Origin of the sequence: Pseudonocardia halophobica (assembly GCF_027922425.1) — a bacterium.
Taxonomy (GTDB): domain Bacteria; phylum Actinomycetota; class Actinomycetes; order Mycobacteriales; family Pseudonocardiaceae; genus Pseudonocardia; species Pseudonocardia halophobica.
Genome location: NZ_BSFQ01000022.1, coordinates 100,314 through 115,278 on the forward strand (window position 1 = coordinate 100,314; position 14,965 = coordinate 115,278).

The window sequence follows — 14,965 nt, forward strand, 5'->3', positions numbered from 1 at the left end:
GTCCTCGACGCTAGGCAGCGGGGTCGGCGGTGCGGAGGTCTCAGTTCCGAGACCGGCCGGTCTCAGAGTGAGACCTCCGCGACGACCCGCGGGCTGGTGATCTCCGTCGTGGCGCGGGCGGCGCGGCCCGCACGACCGACGGAGGAGCGATGGTCTCGGCACGGGTGAACGACATGGCCGCGGCGGCCTACGCGGGCTGGTTGCGGGAGGACGCGACCCTCGAGGAGATGCGGACGGGCTTCGACGGCATGTGCCCCGAACCGGCCGCCGACGTGACGCTCGCCGAGGGCGTCGTCGGCGGGGTGCGCGGCACGTGGGTGGAGGTCCCGGAGAGCGGCGCGACGGGGTCGGCGGCCACGGTCCTGCACTTCCACGCCGGTGGCTACCTGATCGGCTCGCCCACCAGCCACCGCGACCTGGGGGCCCGGATCGCCCGGGCCGCCGGGGCCCGGGTCTTCCTCGCCGACTACCGGCTCGCCCCGGAGCACGCCTTCCCGGCCGCGTACGACGACGGCGTCGCCGCCTACCGTGGGATGCTCGCCGACGGCGTCGACCCGGCCTCGCTCGTGGTCTCCGGCGACTCCGCCGGCGGCGGCCTGGCCCTGGCGGTCCTCGCCGCGGCGCGGGACGCCGGCGACCCGCTCCCGGCGGCCGGCGTCCTGATGTCGCCCTGGGCCGACCTCACCCTCGCCGGCGACTCCATGACCGGCCGCGAGGCCGTCGACCCGCTCGTGAGCCGGGCCGTGCTCACCGAGATGCAGCAGGGCTACCTGCAGGGCGCGGACCCGGCCGACCACCGGGCGTCGCCGCTGCTGGGGAACCTGGCCGGGCTGCCGCCGCTGCTGGTCCAGGTGGGCAGCAGCGAGGTCCTCGAGGACGACGCCGTGCGGATCGCCGACGGCGTGCTCCGCGCGGGCGGCGAGGCGTTCCTGCAGATCGGGTACGAGATGGTGCACGTGTTCCAGATGTTCGCCGACCGGCTTCCCGAGGGCGCCGCCGCGGTCGATCGGATCGGTGCCTTCGTCCGGGCCCAGGTCCGCAGCGCGGTCGTCGACGTGGCCGCGGTCTGAGGGGGCGGCGACGATGGAGTTCGGCTTCCTGACCCAGGGCTACCTGCCCGCCGACCGCCGCACCGACCGGGACGCGGAGCACCGCGTGCTCATGGACGACCTGGAGCTGTGCCTGGCCGCGGAGCAGGCCGGGTTCAAGTACATCTGGATCTCCGAGCACCACTTCCTCGACGAGTACAGCCACATCTCGTCGAACGACGTGTTCCTCGGCGCCCTGGGGGCGCTCACCACCCGCGCCCACGTGGGCTCGGGGATCTTCAACCCGCTGCCGCGCGTGCACCACCCCGCGGTGGTGGCGGAGCGGGTCGCGATGCTCGACCACCTCACCGAGGGGCGCTTCGAGTTCGGCGTCGGTCGCGGCGCCGGCAGCCACGAGGTGAAGGGCTTCCACACCGGCGTCACGGACGTGAACGAGACCAAGGACATCTTCTTCGAGACGGTGCCCGAGTTCGCGAAGATGTGGATGCAGGACGAGTACCCCGGCTTCTCCGGCAAGTACTGGGACATGCCGGCGCGGCGGGTCCTGCCCAAGCCGTACGGGCCGCTGCACCCGCCGATCTGGTACGCCGCGGGCAACACCTCCAGCTTCGAGATGTGCGGCCGCCGCGGCATGGGCGCGCTCGGCTTCTCCCTCGACGAGATCCCGAGGACCGAGGTGGCGATCAAGGCCTACAAGGACGCCGTCGCCCGCTGCGACGACCCGATCGGCGCCTGGGTCAACGACAACCTCATCGTGGCCAACGGCTTCAACTCGATCGCCGAGGACCGGGAGACCGCGCGCCGCGACTTCCTGAACGGCGGCAACCACTACCAGATGTCGCAGGTCTTCCGGTACCACGACACCTTCCCGCGGCCGGAGGGCTTCCCGGTGTGGCCGGAGGTGCTCCCCGAGCTCACCGAGGAGGCCCTCGACGGGTTCCTCGAGCTGGGCGCGGCGATCGTCGGCGACCCCGACGACGTGATCGCCCAGCTGCGCCGCTGGGAGGCCACCGGGGCCGACCAGTTCCTGATGCTGCGCGGCGTGAAGAGCCGCGAGGAGACGCTGCGCATGATCAAGCTGATGGGCGACCACGTCATCCCGAAGTTCGACACCGAGACCGAGCACCGCACCACCCGCCAGCGCCGGGCGGCCGCCGGCGGATGATCCCCGCGCCCTGGCCGAACGGTCGTCAGGCCTTGCCCTGACGACCGTTCGACAGGCAGGGTCGAGAAGATCGGGGGCATGCCGACGAGGAGGTCGGATGGTGCAGGTGTCGTCCACAGGCGTGGTCGTGCAAGGCCGGCAGCGGCCGGGTCCGGCGCGCTGGAGCCCGGAGGGCCAGCGGCTGATCCGCCGGGCCCGGGAGCGGCTCCTGTCCGGCCCCGGTGATCCCGGCGCCCCGGCGGCGTCGGAGGGGCTGGTCCGCCCCGAGATCGCCGCGTCCTGGCGGCGCTCGCTGCTCTCCGGCGTGGACCCCGGCCGGATGCCGACCGGTCCGGCCGACCCGGACCGCTCCGGCACGCCGCGGCTGCTGCGCGCGGCCGAGCCGGTGCTGGACCGGCTCGTGGCGCAGTACCCTGCTCAGCGTGTTGACCAGGATGTCGTCGCTGTTCCTCCGCACCCTCCGCGAGGACCCGGCCGACGCGGAGGTGCCCAGCCACAAGCTGCTGGTCCGCGCGGGCTACGTCCGCCGCGTGGCCCCGGGCGTCTACTCCTGGCTGCCGCTCGGGCTCAAGGTGCTGCGGCGCGTCGAGAACATCGTGCGCGAGGAGATGGACGCCATGGGCGCCCAGGAGATCCAGTTCCCCGCGCTGCTGCCCCGCGAGCCCTACGAGGCCACGAACCGCTGGACCGAGTACGGGCCGAACCTGTTCCGGCTCAAGGACCGCAAGGGCGGCGACTACCTGCTCGGCCCCACGCACGAGGAGCTGTTCACGCTCGCGGTGAAGGGCGAGTACTCGTCGTACAAGGACTACCCGGTCATCCTGTACCAGATCCAGACCAAGTACCGGGACGAGGAGCGCCCCCGCGCGGGCATCCTGCGCGGCCGCGAGTTCCTCATGAAGGACTCGTACTCCTTCGACCTGTCGGACGAGGGGCTCTCCGAGTCGTACGCCAAGCACCGCAAGGCGTACATCACGATCTTCGACCGGCTCGGGCTGAAGTACGTGATCGTCGCCGCGACCTCGGGCGCGATGGGCGGGTCGGCGTCGGAGGAGTTCCTGGCCGAGTCGGAGACCGGCGAGGACACCTTCGTGCGCGGCCCCGGCGGGTACGCGGCGAACGTCGAGGCCGTCACCACGCCCGCGCCGCCCGCGCTGCCGGTCGAGGACAAGCCCGCCGCCGTCGTCCACCACACGCCGGACACCCCGACGATCGAGACGCTCGTCGACTTCCTCAACGCGCACACGGACCGCAAGTTCACCGCGGCGGACACGCTGAAGAACGTGCTGGTCAAGACGAAGCAGCCCGGCGCGACCGAGTGGGAGCTGCTGGGGATCGGCGTGCCCGGGGACCGCGAGGTCGACATGAAGCGCCTCGAGGCCTCGCTGGAGCCGGCCGAGGTGGCGCTGCTGGAGGAGAAGGACTTCGCGGCCAACCCGTTCCTGGTCAAGGGCTACATCGGCCCGGAGTCGCTGCAGACCAACGGCGTGCGGTACCTGGTCGACCCGCGGATCGTCACCGGCACGGCCTGGGTGACGGGCGCGGACAAGCTCGACCACCACGTCGTCGACCTCGTGGCGGGCCGGGACTTCACCCCGGACGGCACCATCGAGGCCGCCGAGGTCCGCGCCGGCGACCCCTCGCCGGACGGCACCGGGGTGCTGGAGGCCGCGCGCGGCATCGAGATCGGGCACATCTTCCAGCTCGGCCGCAAGTACGCCGACGCCTTCGCCCTCGACGCCCTCGGCCCGGACTCCAAGCCCGTCCGGATCACGATGGGCTCCTACGGGATCGGCGTCTCGCGGCTGGTCGCGGCGATCGCCGAGCAGAGCCACGACGAGTCCGGCCTGGTCTGGCCGCGGGCGGTGTCCCCGTTCGACGTGCACGTCGTGGTGGCCGGCAAGAGCGCGGAGCTGCTCGAGGGCGGCGAGGCCGTGGCCGCCGAGCTCGAGGCCGCGGGCCTGCAGGTCATTCTCGACGACCGCAAGGCCAGCCCGGGCGTCAAGTTCGCCGACGCCGAGCTGATCGGCGTGCCCACGATCGTCGTCGTGGGGCGGGGCCTGGCCGAGGGGAAGCTCGAGGTCAAGGACCGCCGCACCGGCGAGCGCTCGGAGATCGCCCGCGAGGGTGCCGGCGAGGCGTTGGCCGCCCTGGTGCGCGGCTGAACCCCTGTGGGTGGCGGCAGTCGCTCTCGCGGCCGTCGCCCGCTCGAGGGCCTGTGATCGTCTTCATTAGGTAAGGCTCACCTATCTTCGCTACGGTGGAACCGATCGATTCCGCGAGCGAAGGAGTGGGCATGACGCGGGCGCTGCGGGTGGCCGTCATCGGGGCCGGTCCGGCCGGGATCTACGCGGCCGACACGCTGATGAAATCCGGCACGCCCTGCACCGTCGACCTGTTCGACCGGCTGCCCGCGCCCTTCGGCCTGGTCCGCTACGGGGTCGCGCCGGACCACCCGCGGATCAAGCAGATCGTGCACGCGCTGCACCGGGTGCTCGACAACCCGTCGGCCCGGCTGTTCGGCAACGTCGCCTACGGGCGCGACCTGCTGCTCGCCGACGTCCGCACCCTGTACGACGCCGTCGTGGTCGCCACCGGCTGCGAGCGGGACCGCGACCTCGACATCCCCGGCATCGACCTGCCCGGCAGCCACGGCGCCGCCGAGTTCGTGAAGTGGTTCGACGGGCACCCGGACGTCCCGCGCGACTGGTCGCTCGAGGCCCGGCACGTCGGCGTGATCGGGGCCGGCAACGTCGCGCTCGACGTCGCGCGGGTGCTGGCCAAACAGGCCGAGGACATGCTCGTCACCGAGATCCCCGACAACGTGCACCGCGGGCTCGCGGCGAACCGGGCCACGGACGTGCACGTCTTCGCCCGCCGCGGCCTCGCCCAGGCCCGCTTCACGCCGATGGAGCTGCGCGAGCTGGACCACGTCCCCGGCGTGGAGGTCGTCGTCGACCCGGAGGACGTCGAATTCGACGACGGGTCGCTCGCCGCCCTGCGCGAGAGCAGGCAGACGCAGATGGTCGTGAAGACCTTGCAGGACTGGGCGTTGCGCGACCGCCGCCCGGCCGACGATCCCGCGCTGCGCCGGCTGCACCTGCACTTCCTGGCCGCGCCGGTCGCGGTCCTCGGCACCGATCGCGTCACCGGGCTGCGCACCGAGCGGATGGAGCTCGACGGCGGTGGCGGCGTCCGCGGCACCGGTGTCTTCACCGACCATCCGCTGCAGGCCCTCTACCGGGCCGTCGGGTACATCGGCTCGGAGCTGCCCGAGCTGCCGTTCGACGCGCTGTCCGGCACGCTGCCGCACGCCGCGGGCCGGGTCCTGGACTTCGACGGCCAGCAGGTACCGGGGGTGTACGCGTGCGGCTGGATCAAGCGCGGCCCCGTCGGGCTCATCGGGCACACCAAGGGCTGCGCGCTGGAGACCGTGGGCAGCCTCCTGGCCGACGCCGCGGACCTCGACCCGGCCCCCGTGCCGGACCCGGCCGCCGTCGTCGAGCTGCTGGAGGAGCGCGGCGTTCGCTACACGACGTGGGACGGCTGGCTGCAGCTGGACAAGCACGAGCGCGGGCTCGGCGAGGAGCGCGGCCGCGAGCGGATCAAGGTCGTGCCGCGTGCGGAGATGGTGGAGCTGTCGCAGGTGGGCTGAGTCACCGACCCGGTGCCTTGAAGTCGTTGGCGCTCCACCAGTCGTAGAGCGCGGTCATGTCGCCGTCGCTGCGGCGGAGGTAGCCGAGTGCGAGGGCGGCGTTGTCCGCCCAGAACAGGTACGCCGCCCCGCTCGCGGCGTCGACGTAGCAGCCCACGCGGCCGGCGAACTCGTCGTTCTGGCTGTACCCGGTCGCGATCGTGGTCCCGGTCTTGCAGCTCGAGTGCTGCCCGTTCTCCACGAGCGGGACGTTCGCGGACCGTGCGGCGCCGTCGAAGCCCTCGTCGAGCCGGCTCTGCTGGTCGTACCGGGTGAAGGTGCCGCCGTCCGGGCCGTCGGCGGGGCCGTTCTCGCACTCCAGGTAGGACACGGCGCCGATCGTGCCGGCGGTGCCCGCGTCGGCTGTGCAGTTGCTCGTGGAGAACCCCGCGGGCAGGTCGGCGAACAGGGCGGCATCACCCGATCCCGCGGCGACGGTCGGGGCCACGCTCTGCGGCGTCGCCGCGGTGGGCGGAGCCGTGGGTGCCGCGGTCGGGGTGGGGGCCGGGGTGGAACCGGCGCCGCGCACCAGCAGCACGCCCGCGGTGGCCAGGCCGCCGAGCACGATCAGCACCCCGGCGACGACGGCCGCGACGGCCGCCCGGGAGGTCCGCTTGCGCGGCGGCGGGGCCTGCCACCCCTGTCCGACCATCGTGTCCGGCGCCGACGACCAGCCCGCGGCCATCCCGGCCGGCGCCCGTCGCGGGTCGCTCCAGGCCGGCGCGGGCGGGCCGACGGGCGTCTGTCGCGGGTCGCTCCAGGCGGGGGTGGGCGGCCCGGAACCGAAGGTCGACGTCCGGGGCTCCCCGGTCGGCGGCGGCGGTGCGGTCGGCACGGGGCCGGCCGAGGTCCCCAGGGCCGCACGGGCCGCCGCGGCCAGCGCGCCCGCCGTCGGGAACCTCTGGTCGGGGTCCTTCGCCATCCCGCGCGCGACGACCTCGTCGAGCGCCGACGGCACGTCCGGCCGGCCGATCGGGGGCGGCGGCACCGCGAGGTGCGCGTGCATCAGCGTCGGCAGGTCGCCGGTGAAGGGCTGCCGCCCGGACAGCGCCTGGTGCAGCACGCAGGCCAGGGCGTAGACGTCCACCCGGCGGTCTGCCGGCACCCCGTGGAACCGCTCCGGCGCGAGGTAGGCGACCGAACCGGGGACCGTGCCGCTGCGGGTGAGCTGCTCGCCGCCCTCGCCGGCCGCGGTGGAGCTGGCGATGCCGAAGTCGAAGAGGTAGGCGAACACCTCGCCCGGGTCGACCTCGTGCTCGTCGCCGACCCCGGCGAGCAGGATGTTCGACGGCTTGACGTCCCGGTGCACCATCCCCTCCGCGTGCGCGGCGTCGAGGGCGCTCGCGATCTGCGAGATCACCGCGACGGCCGCGGCGGGGGAGAGCGGGCCGTGCGCCGCCAGCCAGGACCCGAGGTCCGAACCCTCGACCAGGCGCATGTCCAGGTAGAGCTGGCCGTCGATCTCGCCGAAGCGGTGGATGGGGACGACGTGCGGTTCGCGCAGCCGCGCCGCCGCCCGGCACTCGCGGCGGAAGCGCTCGGTGTACTCGGCGTCGCCGGCCAGGGCGGACGGCAGGACCTTCAGCGCGACCTCGCGGTCGGTGTCGGTGTCGAAGGCGCGGTAGACCTCGCCCATGCCGCCGCGGCCGAGCAGCTCCTCGATCGTGTAGGGGCCGAACGTCGTGCCCTGCACCGTGCCCCCTCACACCCCGCGGTCGCGTCACGGTAGCCGCCGCGGGACCCGGACCGGCCCGTCCGAGATCGGACCGTCACCACCGCACGCGATCTCGGGCGGACGCGCGGCGGTGTTACCGGGACGGACTCATCGGGGGAGGGCGGCGCTGCCGATGACGTCCTCGACGGTCGACGGCGGGACAAACGGCGGCGTCGCCGGACCGCCGGTGGTGTCGGCGTTCGCGACCAGCAGCGCGGTGCCGCCCGCCACCGGCACGGCGAGCACCTGGGTGCGGCCGCCGGTGGCGAGGCAGCCGTCGTCGACCGGGGTGGTGGAGACGGCCTCGACGACGACCCCGGTCGCGTCGCCGATCTCCACCGTGCGGGGCTCGCTCAGCGTCACGCGTGGGCCCTGGCCCGCGGTGCTGGTGTAGAAGGAGCGGCCGAACTCGGCGGCGAAGCGTCGCGCGAGGGTCGCCGGGTCGTCGGGCGCCTGGACGAGCGCGCTGGTGGCGGTACCGCGCTTGTAGGGGTCGCCGCGGCAGACGTAGCCGGGCGCGTCCGCGCCGCCGGTGAAGGCGACGCCGAGGCCGCGGGCGGCGACGTCGTCGAGCGGCGTCCAGTCGCCGGGCACGGCATAGGTGAGGTAGGGCGTGTCGACGGGCCGGTAGCCCGCCGGGACGATCGGGCCGGAGAGCGCGGTGACGAGGAACCAGGCGCCGCCGCCGATCGCGGCGAGGGCGAGGACGATCACGGCGGACAGACCGGCGATCCAGCGGCCGGTGCGCTGTTGCCGCTGCTCGACGGCCGGTGGGGTCCAGGACGGCGGTGTGCCGTGGCCGGGCGGCGGGCCCCAGGGCTGCTCGCCCGGGATCTCGGGCTCGCCCTCCCGCCCGGGGACGGCGGGGTAGCGCTGGCCGGGGTAGTGGGGGGCGTCGGAGGCGGCGAGCGGTGGGCGGCCGGTCGGCGTGGCGTCGGCGGTGGGGACGCCGGTCTGCGTCGGTGGGGCCGGGGCGGTCGTGGCGGCGTCGCCGGGAGCCTTCGGGGTCTCCTCGGCATCCGGGGCAGTGGTGGGCTCCGGGGTGTCCGCGGGCTGGCGGGGCTCGTCCGACCCGTCCGGTCTGTCCACGCCGCGGAGACTAGCGCGGGCGCGCGCGGCTGATCATGATGGCGGCCGTGGCCGGGGTGTGGTGTCCTTCCGGCGTGGACGTGGTGGAGGTGCTGCGGCGGCGGATGCCCTGGCTGCTCTGGGCGATCCCGGCGGTCGGGTTGCTGGCGGCCCTCGTCCTGGTCCTCGGCGGCGCCTACACCGCGGCCGGGGTCGTGGCCGCCGCGGCGCTGCTCATGGTGGAGCCGTTGCGCCGCATCACCGTCGCCCACCTTCCCGTTGACCTCGACGAGGACGAGATCGACGAGATCCGCGAGGTCAAGCTGCGCCAGGGCGAGGTCGCGGCGATCCACCGGCTCCGCGAGCTGCGCCCCGCCACCGGCCTCGCCGCCGCCGTCCGCACCGTCCGCGACCTCTGACCGCCCGCCCCGTCATCCGGGCAGGAACGACAGCCGGACCGAGCGCACGGCGTTGTCGACGTTCGTGTCCACCAGGCACACCGACTGCCAGGTGCCGAGCGCGAGCTCGCCGTCGATCACGGGCACGGACATCGAGGGCGCGACGATCGCCGGGAGCACGTGGTCGCGGCCGTGCCCGCGGCTGCCGTGGCGGTGGGTCCAGCGGTCGTCGGCGGGCAGGAGGTCGCGCAGCGCGGTGAGCAGGTCGGTGTCGCTGCCGGCACCGGTCTCGATCACCGCGACGCCCGCGGTGGCGTGCGGCACCCAGACGTTGAGCAGGCCCTCCCGCGCGTCGACGAAGCGCAGGTGGTCGGCGATCCGCGAGGTCAGGTCGACGACCCGCTCCTCGCCGCCGGTGCGGACCTCGATCAGCTCGGTGTGCATGCCCCGACCCTAGGAGAGCCCCCCACCCGGCCCCCCGCGAGTCGCGCCGTGGCCCCCCGCGAGTCGGGAGTTGCGGCAGCGCGTGTCGGGAGTTCTGGCAGCGCGTGTCGGGAGTTCTGGCAGCGCGTGTCGGGAGTTCTGGCAGCGCGAGTCGGGAGTTCCGGGACAGCGGTCAGCGGCCGTCGTAGGGTCGGGGCGTGCGCGACGCGTTCGGACGGATCTTCGACGTGCCCGACGGCTACCTCAACACCGCGAGCGTGGGGGTCCCGCCGCGCGAGACGGCCGACGCCGTCGACCGCGCCCTCGACGCCTGGCGGCACGGGACCGGCCGGGCGACGGACTTCGACGGCGTGGTGGCCCGGGCCCGCGCCGCCTTCGGCCGCCTCGTGGGGGTCGGCGCCGACCGGGTCGCCGTCGCGGGTTCGGTGTCCCCGCTGGTCGGGCTCGTCGCGGCCGCGACCCCGGACGGTGCGCGGGTCCTCGTGGCCGAGGGCGAGTTCAGCAGCGTCAGCTACCCGTTCGCGGTGCAGGGCCGCGGGATCACGGTCACCGAGGTGCCGCTCGAGGAGCTGGGGGAGCGGGCGCCGGAGGCCGACGTGGTCGCGGTCAGCGTGGTCCAGTCCCTCGACGGCCGGCTGGCCGACCTCGACGCCCTGCGCGCCGCCCGCGCGTCCGGCACCCGGGTGCTGCTCGACGTCACCCAGGCCGCCGGCTGGACGCCGCTCGACCTCGGCTGGGCCGACGCCGTCGCGGGCGCCTGCTACAAGTGGCTCCTCGCCCCGCGCGGCGCCGCCTGGATGGCGGTGCACCCGGATCTCGAGCTCGTCCCGCACGCCGCGAACTGGTATGCGGCCGAGGACCCGTGGGGCAGCACCACCGGGCTGCCGCCGAAGCTGGCCGCCGAGGCGCGCGGACTGGACACCTCGCCCGCCTGGTACTGCCACGTCGGTGCCGCGGACTCCCTCGCCTGGCTCGCCGGGCTCGATCTCACCGCGGTCCTTGCCCACTGCGCCGGGCTGGCCGACCGGTTCCGCGCCGGCCTCGGGCTCCCGCCCGCGGGCTCGGCGATCGTGCACGTGTCCGTGCCCGACGCGGCCCGCCGGCTCGCCGACGCGGGGATCGGCGCGACCGCGCGTGGCGGCGGCGCCCGGCTCTCCTTCGGCCTCTACAGCACCGACGACGACGTCGCCCGCGCCCTCGCCGCCCTCACCTGATCCCCGCGAGTCGGCGGTTGTGGGTCACCGAACCGCACATCCCGGGAGCTCCCGAGAAGTGCAACTCGGTGCCCCGAAACCGCCGATTCGCGGTGCTGGATCTCCCGACTCGCGGTGCCGGATCTCCCGACTCGCGGTGCCGGATCTCGCGACTCGCGGTGCCGGATCTCGCGACTCGCGCTGCCGGATCTCGCGACTCGCGGTGCCGGATCTCGCGACTCGCGGTGCCGGATCTCGCGACTCGCGGTGCTGGAGCTCGCGACTCGTGGGGGCGTCAGTGCGACTCGCGGGGTCCTCAGCGGACGATGCCGGGGAGGGAGGGGATGGTCGGGGTGGTGCCCGTGGCGGCGCGCCAGCGCGAGGCCCGGACCGTGCCCTCCGACAGCGCCTTGAGCGCCGCGATCCGCAGCTGCTGGTTGGTGGTGTGCTCGAGCACCGACCGCCAGGCCGCGAGCGCATCGGCCTCCGCGGTCACCGCGAGCCGCCCGGCGGACAACGCGTCGGTGACCGGGACGGGGGTGGCGTACGCCGGCTGCGCCGACACCGGCCGCGCCCCGACGTCCGTGAGCGTCTGCTCGATCTGGCTGCGCAGGGTGCGGTGCGCCGCGATGTCCTGGCGTGCGACCGCGGCCTGGTCCGCGGGCACGAACGCGAGGATCAGGGTGTAGGACCACAGGGCGGCGTGCTCGGCGGCCAGGGCGCGCTGCAGGGCGGCGACCGCCTCGTCGTCGATCGGGACGCTCATGAGGTCGGCGGCGCCCCCAGCACCGCGGAGTAGGCCGCGCAGCAGGCGGCCACCGAGCCGACCAGGCCCGCCCGCGCCGTCGGGACGCTGCTGACGAGCCCGGCGGCCTCGCGCGCGGCGTCGGCCACGGCCTGGCGCACGGAGTTCAGATCGGCACCCGCCCGGGACGTCGCCGGCGCGGGGGCCGGGACGGGCGTGGTGGTGCCGGCGACCCGGGCGATCTCCTGCTCGAGCGCGGTGGCGTGGGCGGACCGGGCGGCGCGGAGCGGGTCGAGCTGCCCGGTCAGCGACGGGTCGGCGGCGAGCACCGCGGTGACCAGGTCGGCGTCCGCCCGGGCCCGGGTGACCAGCGGGATCAGCGGGTCCGGCCCGTCGTCGGACGATGCGGTCGCGCACCCGGCGAGGACCGGGGCGGCGAGGCCCAGGCCGCCCGCGGCCAGCCCCAGCGCCAACGCCCGCCGGCGGGTCAGCCGCGCGGCTGCCGGGGGGAGCGGAGGGCCGGGGTGCACAGCCCGGCATCCTGCCAGCCGCCGCCGCGGCCGCGGGGCACGGGTCCGGCGGTCCCTCCGGCCGTCCGCGATAGGCTGGACGGCCGTCCGACCCTGCCGTCGAAGGAGATCCATGCCGAGCCCCGCCCCCGATCAGCTCACCGGCACGCTGCGCGGTGTGCTGGAACCCGTCGTGGCCGACGCCGGGTTCGAGATCGAGGACGTCGAGGTCCGGGCCGCCGGGCGCAAGCACACCGTCAAGGTGGTCGTCGACGTGCCCGAGGACGCGGAGGAGACCGCCGTCGGGCTCGACGCGATCGCCCGGCTGAGCCGCTCGGCCGCCGCGGAGCTGGACCGGCACGAGCACCTGATCGCGGGCTCGTACACGCTCGAGGTGACCTCCCCGGGCATCGACCGCCCGCTCACCCGGCCGCTGCACTGGCGGCGCGCGCACCTGCGCCTGGTCCGGGTGACGCTGGCCGGCGGCGAGACGATCGAGGTGCGCGTCGGGCGCGCGGGGCCGGAGTCGGTCACCGTGGTGGAGGCGGGGGCGAAGAAGCCGCTCCCGCGCGAACTGCGCTACGCGGACGTGACCCGGGCCGTGGTGCAGGTGGAGTTCAAGGCGCCGCCGAAGGCGGAGGTCGAGGCGCTCGACGGGGCCGGCGGGGCGGACCCGGGGAACGAGGAGCAGGCATGAACGTCGACATCGCGGCGCTGCGGGCCATCGAGCGGGAGAAGGAGATCCCGTTCGACACGGTCATCGAGGCCATCGAGACCGCCCTGCTCACGGCGTACAAGCACACCGAGGGCCACCAGCCGCACGCGCGGATCGACATCGACCGCAAGACCGGGCTGGTCCGGGTCATGGCGCACGAGGTCGGTGAGGACGGCGAGCCGGGCCCCGAGTGGGACGACACCCCCGAGGGCTTCGGCCGGATCGCCGCCACCACCGCGCGCCAGGTCATCGTGCAGCGGCTGCGCGACGCCGAGCACGAGCGCACCTACGGCGAGTTCGCCGCGCAGGAGGGCGAGATCGTCTCCGGCGTGATCCAGCGCGACGCCCGGGCGAACGCGCGCGGTGTGGTCGTGGTCTCCCTGGGCCAGATCGAGGGCGTGCTGCCCCCGACCGAGCAGGTGCCGGGGGAGAGCTACGAGCACGGCGACCGGATCCGCTGCTACGTCGTCGGCGTCAGCCGGGGAATGCGCGGCACGCAGATCACGTTGAGTCGCACGCACCCCAACCTGGTGCGCAAGCTGTTCGCGCTGGAGGTCCCGGAGCTGGTCGACGGCTCGGTGGAGATCGTCGCCGTCGCCCGCGAGGCGGGGCACCGGTCGAAGATCGCGGTGCGGTCCAAGGTGTCCGGGGTCAACCCGAAGGGCGCCTGCATCGGCCCGATGGGCCAGCGGGTGCGCAACGTCATGAGCGAGCTGCACGACGAGAAGATCGACATCATCGACTGGTCGGAGGACCCGGCGACGTTCGTCGGCAACGCGCTCTCGCCCTCGAAGGTGGTGTCCGTCACGGTGATCGACGCCCGGACGCGCACCGCACGGGTCGTCGTGCCGGACTTCCAGCTGTCCCTCGCGATCGGCAAGGAGGGGCAGAACGCGCGGCTCGCAGCCCGTCTGACCGGCTGGCGGATCGACATCCGCAGCGACGCGGACCCCCGCGCGCGGGCCGGCCGGACCGAGATCGACGCGGCCCCGGAGGACGGGTCCCCCGTGGCGCGCACCTCGGGGACGGAGTCGGTCGGCTGAGGGAGGACGCGCTACACTCGATCCCGGCCCGCAACCGGGCGCAGGGACCCGTCCGCACCTGTGTCGGGTGTCGCACCCGGGAGCAGGCCACCGGTCTGTTGCGCGTGGTCGCGGTGGACGGGGCCCTGGTCCCGGATCCGCGCGGACGCCTCCCCGGTCGGGGTGCCTGGGTGCACCCCGCCACGGGGTGTCTCGACCGGGCCGAGCGCCGATCGGCGTTCCCGCGGGCACTGCGTGTCCCGGGTCCGCTGCCGGTGACCGCGGTCAGGTCGTACCTCGACGGGATCAGCGCCGTTACGGCGGCGGATCCCGCTGGGGGGCAGCAGGAGGGAGCCGGGACAGTCCCGGTTCCGTCAGTCACGGAAGACAAGGTCGACCCGTCATGAGCCAGTCGTGAAGATCGCACCATGAACGTGCATCGACTCTAGGTTCGAGGTCGAGCGGACACCTGCCGCCCGGCCTCTCGGAAACATAGGAGAGCAGTGGCAGGCAAGGCCCGCGTGCATGAGCTCGCGAAGGAGCTCGGTATTTCCAGCAAGCAGGTTCTGAGCAAGCTTGCGGATCTCGGGGAGTACGTGAAGTCCCCGTCCTCCACCGTCGAGGCCCCGGTCGCGCGCAAGCTGCGCGACTCCATGGCCGGCAACGGTGGCGGCCCCCGTCGTGGGGTCCCCGGTGGCGGCGGCAGCCGTCCCCGTCCCGGTCAGGCCCCGGCCCCCGGCCCGCGCCCCGGCGCCCGGCCGTCCGGGCCCGCCCAGGGCGCCGGTCAGGGTTCTGCGCCGACTCCCGGCCCGACCCCCGGCCCGTCGCGCTCCGGCGCGCCCACCCCCGGTCCCGGCCCGCGTCCGGGTCCGCGTCCCGGCCCCGCGCCGGCCTCCCGCCCGGAGACCCCCGCGGAGCGCCCGGAGGCCCCGGCGGAGCGCCCGGAGACCCCTGCGGAGCGCCCGGAGGCCCCGGCCGCCTCGGCGTCCCCGGCGGCGCCCGCCCGCCCGGCCCAGCCGGGTCAGTCGGGTCCCCGTCCGGGTCCGCGTCCCGGCCCCGCCCAGCCGCAGCGGCCCGCCCAGGGCGGTCCGCAGGGTGGTGAGCGTCAGGGCGGTGAGCGTCAGGGCCCGCGTCCCGGCCCGCGTCCGGACGCCCCGCGGCAGCAGCCCGCGGCCGCGTCGGGCGGTTCCGGTGCCGGCACGGTGCCCCCGCGCAGCGCTGGGCCGCGTCCCGGCCCGCGCCAGCCGCG

15 protein-coding genes are annotated in these 14,965 nt (G+C 75.0%); 10 read left to right on the plus strand and 5 right to left on the minus strand.

What is annotated here, in order from left to right:
- Positions 1–149 precede the first annotated feature (149 nt).
- The 4 genes from PKE99_RS23430 (at position 150) to PKE99_RS23445 (ending at position 5,869) form a co-directional block, all read left to right on the plus strand.
- A complete protein-coding gene (locus PKE99_RS23430; protein ID WP_051737570.1) occupies positions 150–1,070 on the plus strand; it encodes an alpha/beta hydrolase fold domain-containing protein in 921 nt (306 codons plus the stop codon).
- Between the two features lie 13 nt (positions 1,071–1,083).
- On the plus strand, positions 1,084–2,214 hold the full coding sequence (locus PKE99_RS23435; RefSeq protein ID WP_037047049.1) for an LLM class flavin-dependent oxidoreductase: 1,131 nt from the start codon (positions 1,084–1,086) through the stop codon (positions 2,212–2,214).
- Positions 2,215–2,636: 422 nt separating this feature from the next.
- Complete coding sequence (locus PKE99_RS23440) at positions 2,637–4,379, plus strand: proline--tRNA ligase (protein WP_037047051.1); 1,743 nt, start codon at positions 2,637–2,639, stop codon at positions 4,377–4,379.
- Positions 4,380–4,510: 131 nt separating this feature from the next.
- Positions 4,511–5,869, plus strand: coding sequence for an FAD-dependent oxidoreductase (locus tag PKE99_RS23445; RefSeq protein WP_037047053.1), 1,359 nt, complete (start codon positions 4,511–4,513; stop codon positions 5,867–5,869).
- A gap of 1 nt (position 5,870) precedes the next feature.
- Here PKE99_RS23445 and PKE99_RS23450 read toward each other — a convergent pair whose 3' ends face one another.
- Both PKE99_RS23450 and PKE99_RS23455 read right to left on the minus strand, forming a co-directional pair.
- Entirely contained in the window at positions 5,871–7,601 is a 1,731-nt protein-coding gene (locus tag PKE99_RS23450; protein WP_051737571.1) for a serine/threonine-protein kinase, read from the minus strand.
- A 129-nt stretch (positions 7,602–7,730) separates the two neighbouring features.
- Entirely contained in the window at positions 7,731–8,711 is a 981-nt protein-coding gene (locus tag PKE99_RS23455; protein WP_037047055.1) for a DUF8017 domain-containing protein, read from the minus strand.
- Between the two features lie 74 nt (positions 8,712–8,785).
- Between PKE99_RS23455 and PKE99_RS23460 the strand changes: the two genes are divergently transcribed.
- On the plus strand, positions 8,786–9,109 hold the full coding sequence (locus PKE99_RS23460; RefSeq protein WP_037047056.1) for a hypothetical protein: 324 nt from the start codon (positions 8,786–8,788) through the stop codon (positions 9,107–9,109).
- Between the two features lie 12 nt (positions 9,110–9,121).
- Here the strand turns inward: PKE99_RS23460 and PKE99_RS23465 are convergent, their stop codons facing one another.
- Positions 9,122–9,532: a secondary thiamine-phosphate synthase enzyme YjbQ gene (locus PKE99_RS23465; protein WP_037047058.1), complete on the minus strand. Its 411-nt coding sequence runs from the start codon at positions 9,530–9,532 to the stop codon at positions 9,122–9,124.
- A 197-nt stretch (positions 9,533–9,729) separates the two neighbouring features.
- Between PKE99_RS23465 and PKE99_RS23470 the strand changes: the two genes are divergently transcribed.
- Positions 9,730–10,746 (plus strand): aminotransferase class V-fold PLP-dependent enzyme, encoded by a 1,017-nt coding sequence (locus PKE99_RS23470; RefSeq protein WP_037047060.1) that lies wholly within the window; start codon positions 9,730–9,732, stop codon positions 10,744–10,746.
- Positions 10,747–11,041: 295 nt separating this feature from the next.
- Here PKE99_RS23470 and PKE99_RS23475 read toward each other — a convergent pair whose 3' ends face one another.
- A complete protein-coding gene (locus tag PKE99_RS23475) occupies positions 11,042–11,491 on the minus strand; it encodes a ferritin-like domain-containing protein (protein WP_051737572.1) in 450 nt (149 codons plus the stop codon).
- Positions 11,488–12,000, minus strand: coding sequence for a hypothetical protein (locus PKE99_RS23480; protein WP_051737573.1), 513 nt, complete (start codon positions 11,998–12,000; stop codon positions 11,488–11,490). Before PKE99_RS23480 ends, PKE99_RS23475 begins: the two co-directional genes overlap by 4 nt.
- A 112-nt stretch (positions 12,001–12,112) precedes the next feature.
- On the opposite strand from PKE99_RS23480, the gene rimP reads away from it, so the two are divergent.
- The 4 genes from rimP to PKE99_RS23500 form a co-directional block, all read left to right on the plus strand.
- The gene (rimP, locus tag PKE99_RS23485) at positions 12,113–12,676 is read left to right on the plus strand and encodes a ribosome maturation factor RimP (protein ID WP_037047062.1); all 564 of its coding nucleotides are present in this window, start codon (positions 12,113–12,115) and stop codon (positions 12,674–12,676) included.
- Entirely contained in the window at positions 12,673–13,737 is a 1,065-nt protein-coding gene (nusA, locus tag PKE99_RS23490) for a transcription termination factor NusA (RefSeq protein WP_037047063.1), read from the plus strand. Before rimP ends, nusA begins: the two co-directional genes overlap by 4 nt.
- A gap of 113 nt (positions 13,738–13,850) precedes the next feature.
- Positions 13,851–14,123 (plus strand): YlxR family protein, encoded by a 273-nt coding sequence (locus PKE99_RS23495; protein ID WP_231498250.1) that lies wholly within the window; start codon positions 13,851–13,853, stop codon positions 14,121–14,123.
- 114 nt (positions 14,124–14,237) lie between these two features.
- Positions 14,238–14,965: translation initiation factor IF-2 N-terminal domain-containing protein (locus PKE99_RS23500; protein ID WP_271214913.1), on the plus strand; the 728-nt coding region annotated here is incomplete at its 3' end.

Bases quoted from the DNA above. Each gene is read 5' to 3' on its own strand.
- PKE99_RS23435 (WP_037047049.1), top strand. From the start codon at position 1,084: ATGGAGTTCGGCTTCCTGACCCAGGGCTACCTGCCCGCCGACCGCCGC.
- PKE99_RS23465 (WP_037047058.1), bottom strand. From the start codon at position 9,532: ATGCACACCGAGCTGATCGAGGTCCGCACCGGCGGCGAGGAGCGGGTC.
- PKE99_RS23430 (WP_051737570.1), top strand. From the start codon at position 150: ATGGTCTCGGCACGGGTGAACGACATGGCCGCGGCGGCCTACGCGGGC.
- PKE99_RS23475 (WP_051737572.1), bottom strand. From the start codon at position 11,491: ATGAGCGTCCCGATCGACGACGAGGCGGTCGCCGCCCTGCAGCGCGCC.
- PKE99_RS23445 (WP_037047053.1), top strand. From the start codon at position 4,511: ATGACGCGGGCGCTGCGGGTGGCCGTCATCGGGGCCGGTCCGGCCGGG.
- nusA (WP_037047063.1), top strand. From the start codon at position 12,673: ATGAACGTCGACATCGCGGCGCTGCGGGCCATCGAGCGGGAGAAGGAG.
- rimP (WP_037047062.1), top strand. From the start codon at position 12,113: ATGCCGAGCCCCGCCCCCGATCAGCTCACCGGCACGCTGCGCGGTGTG.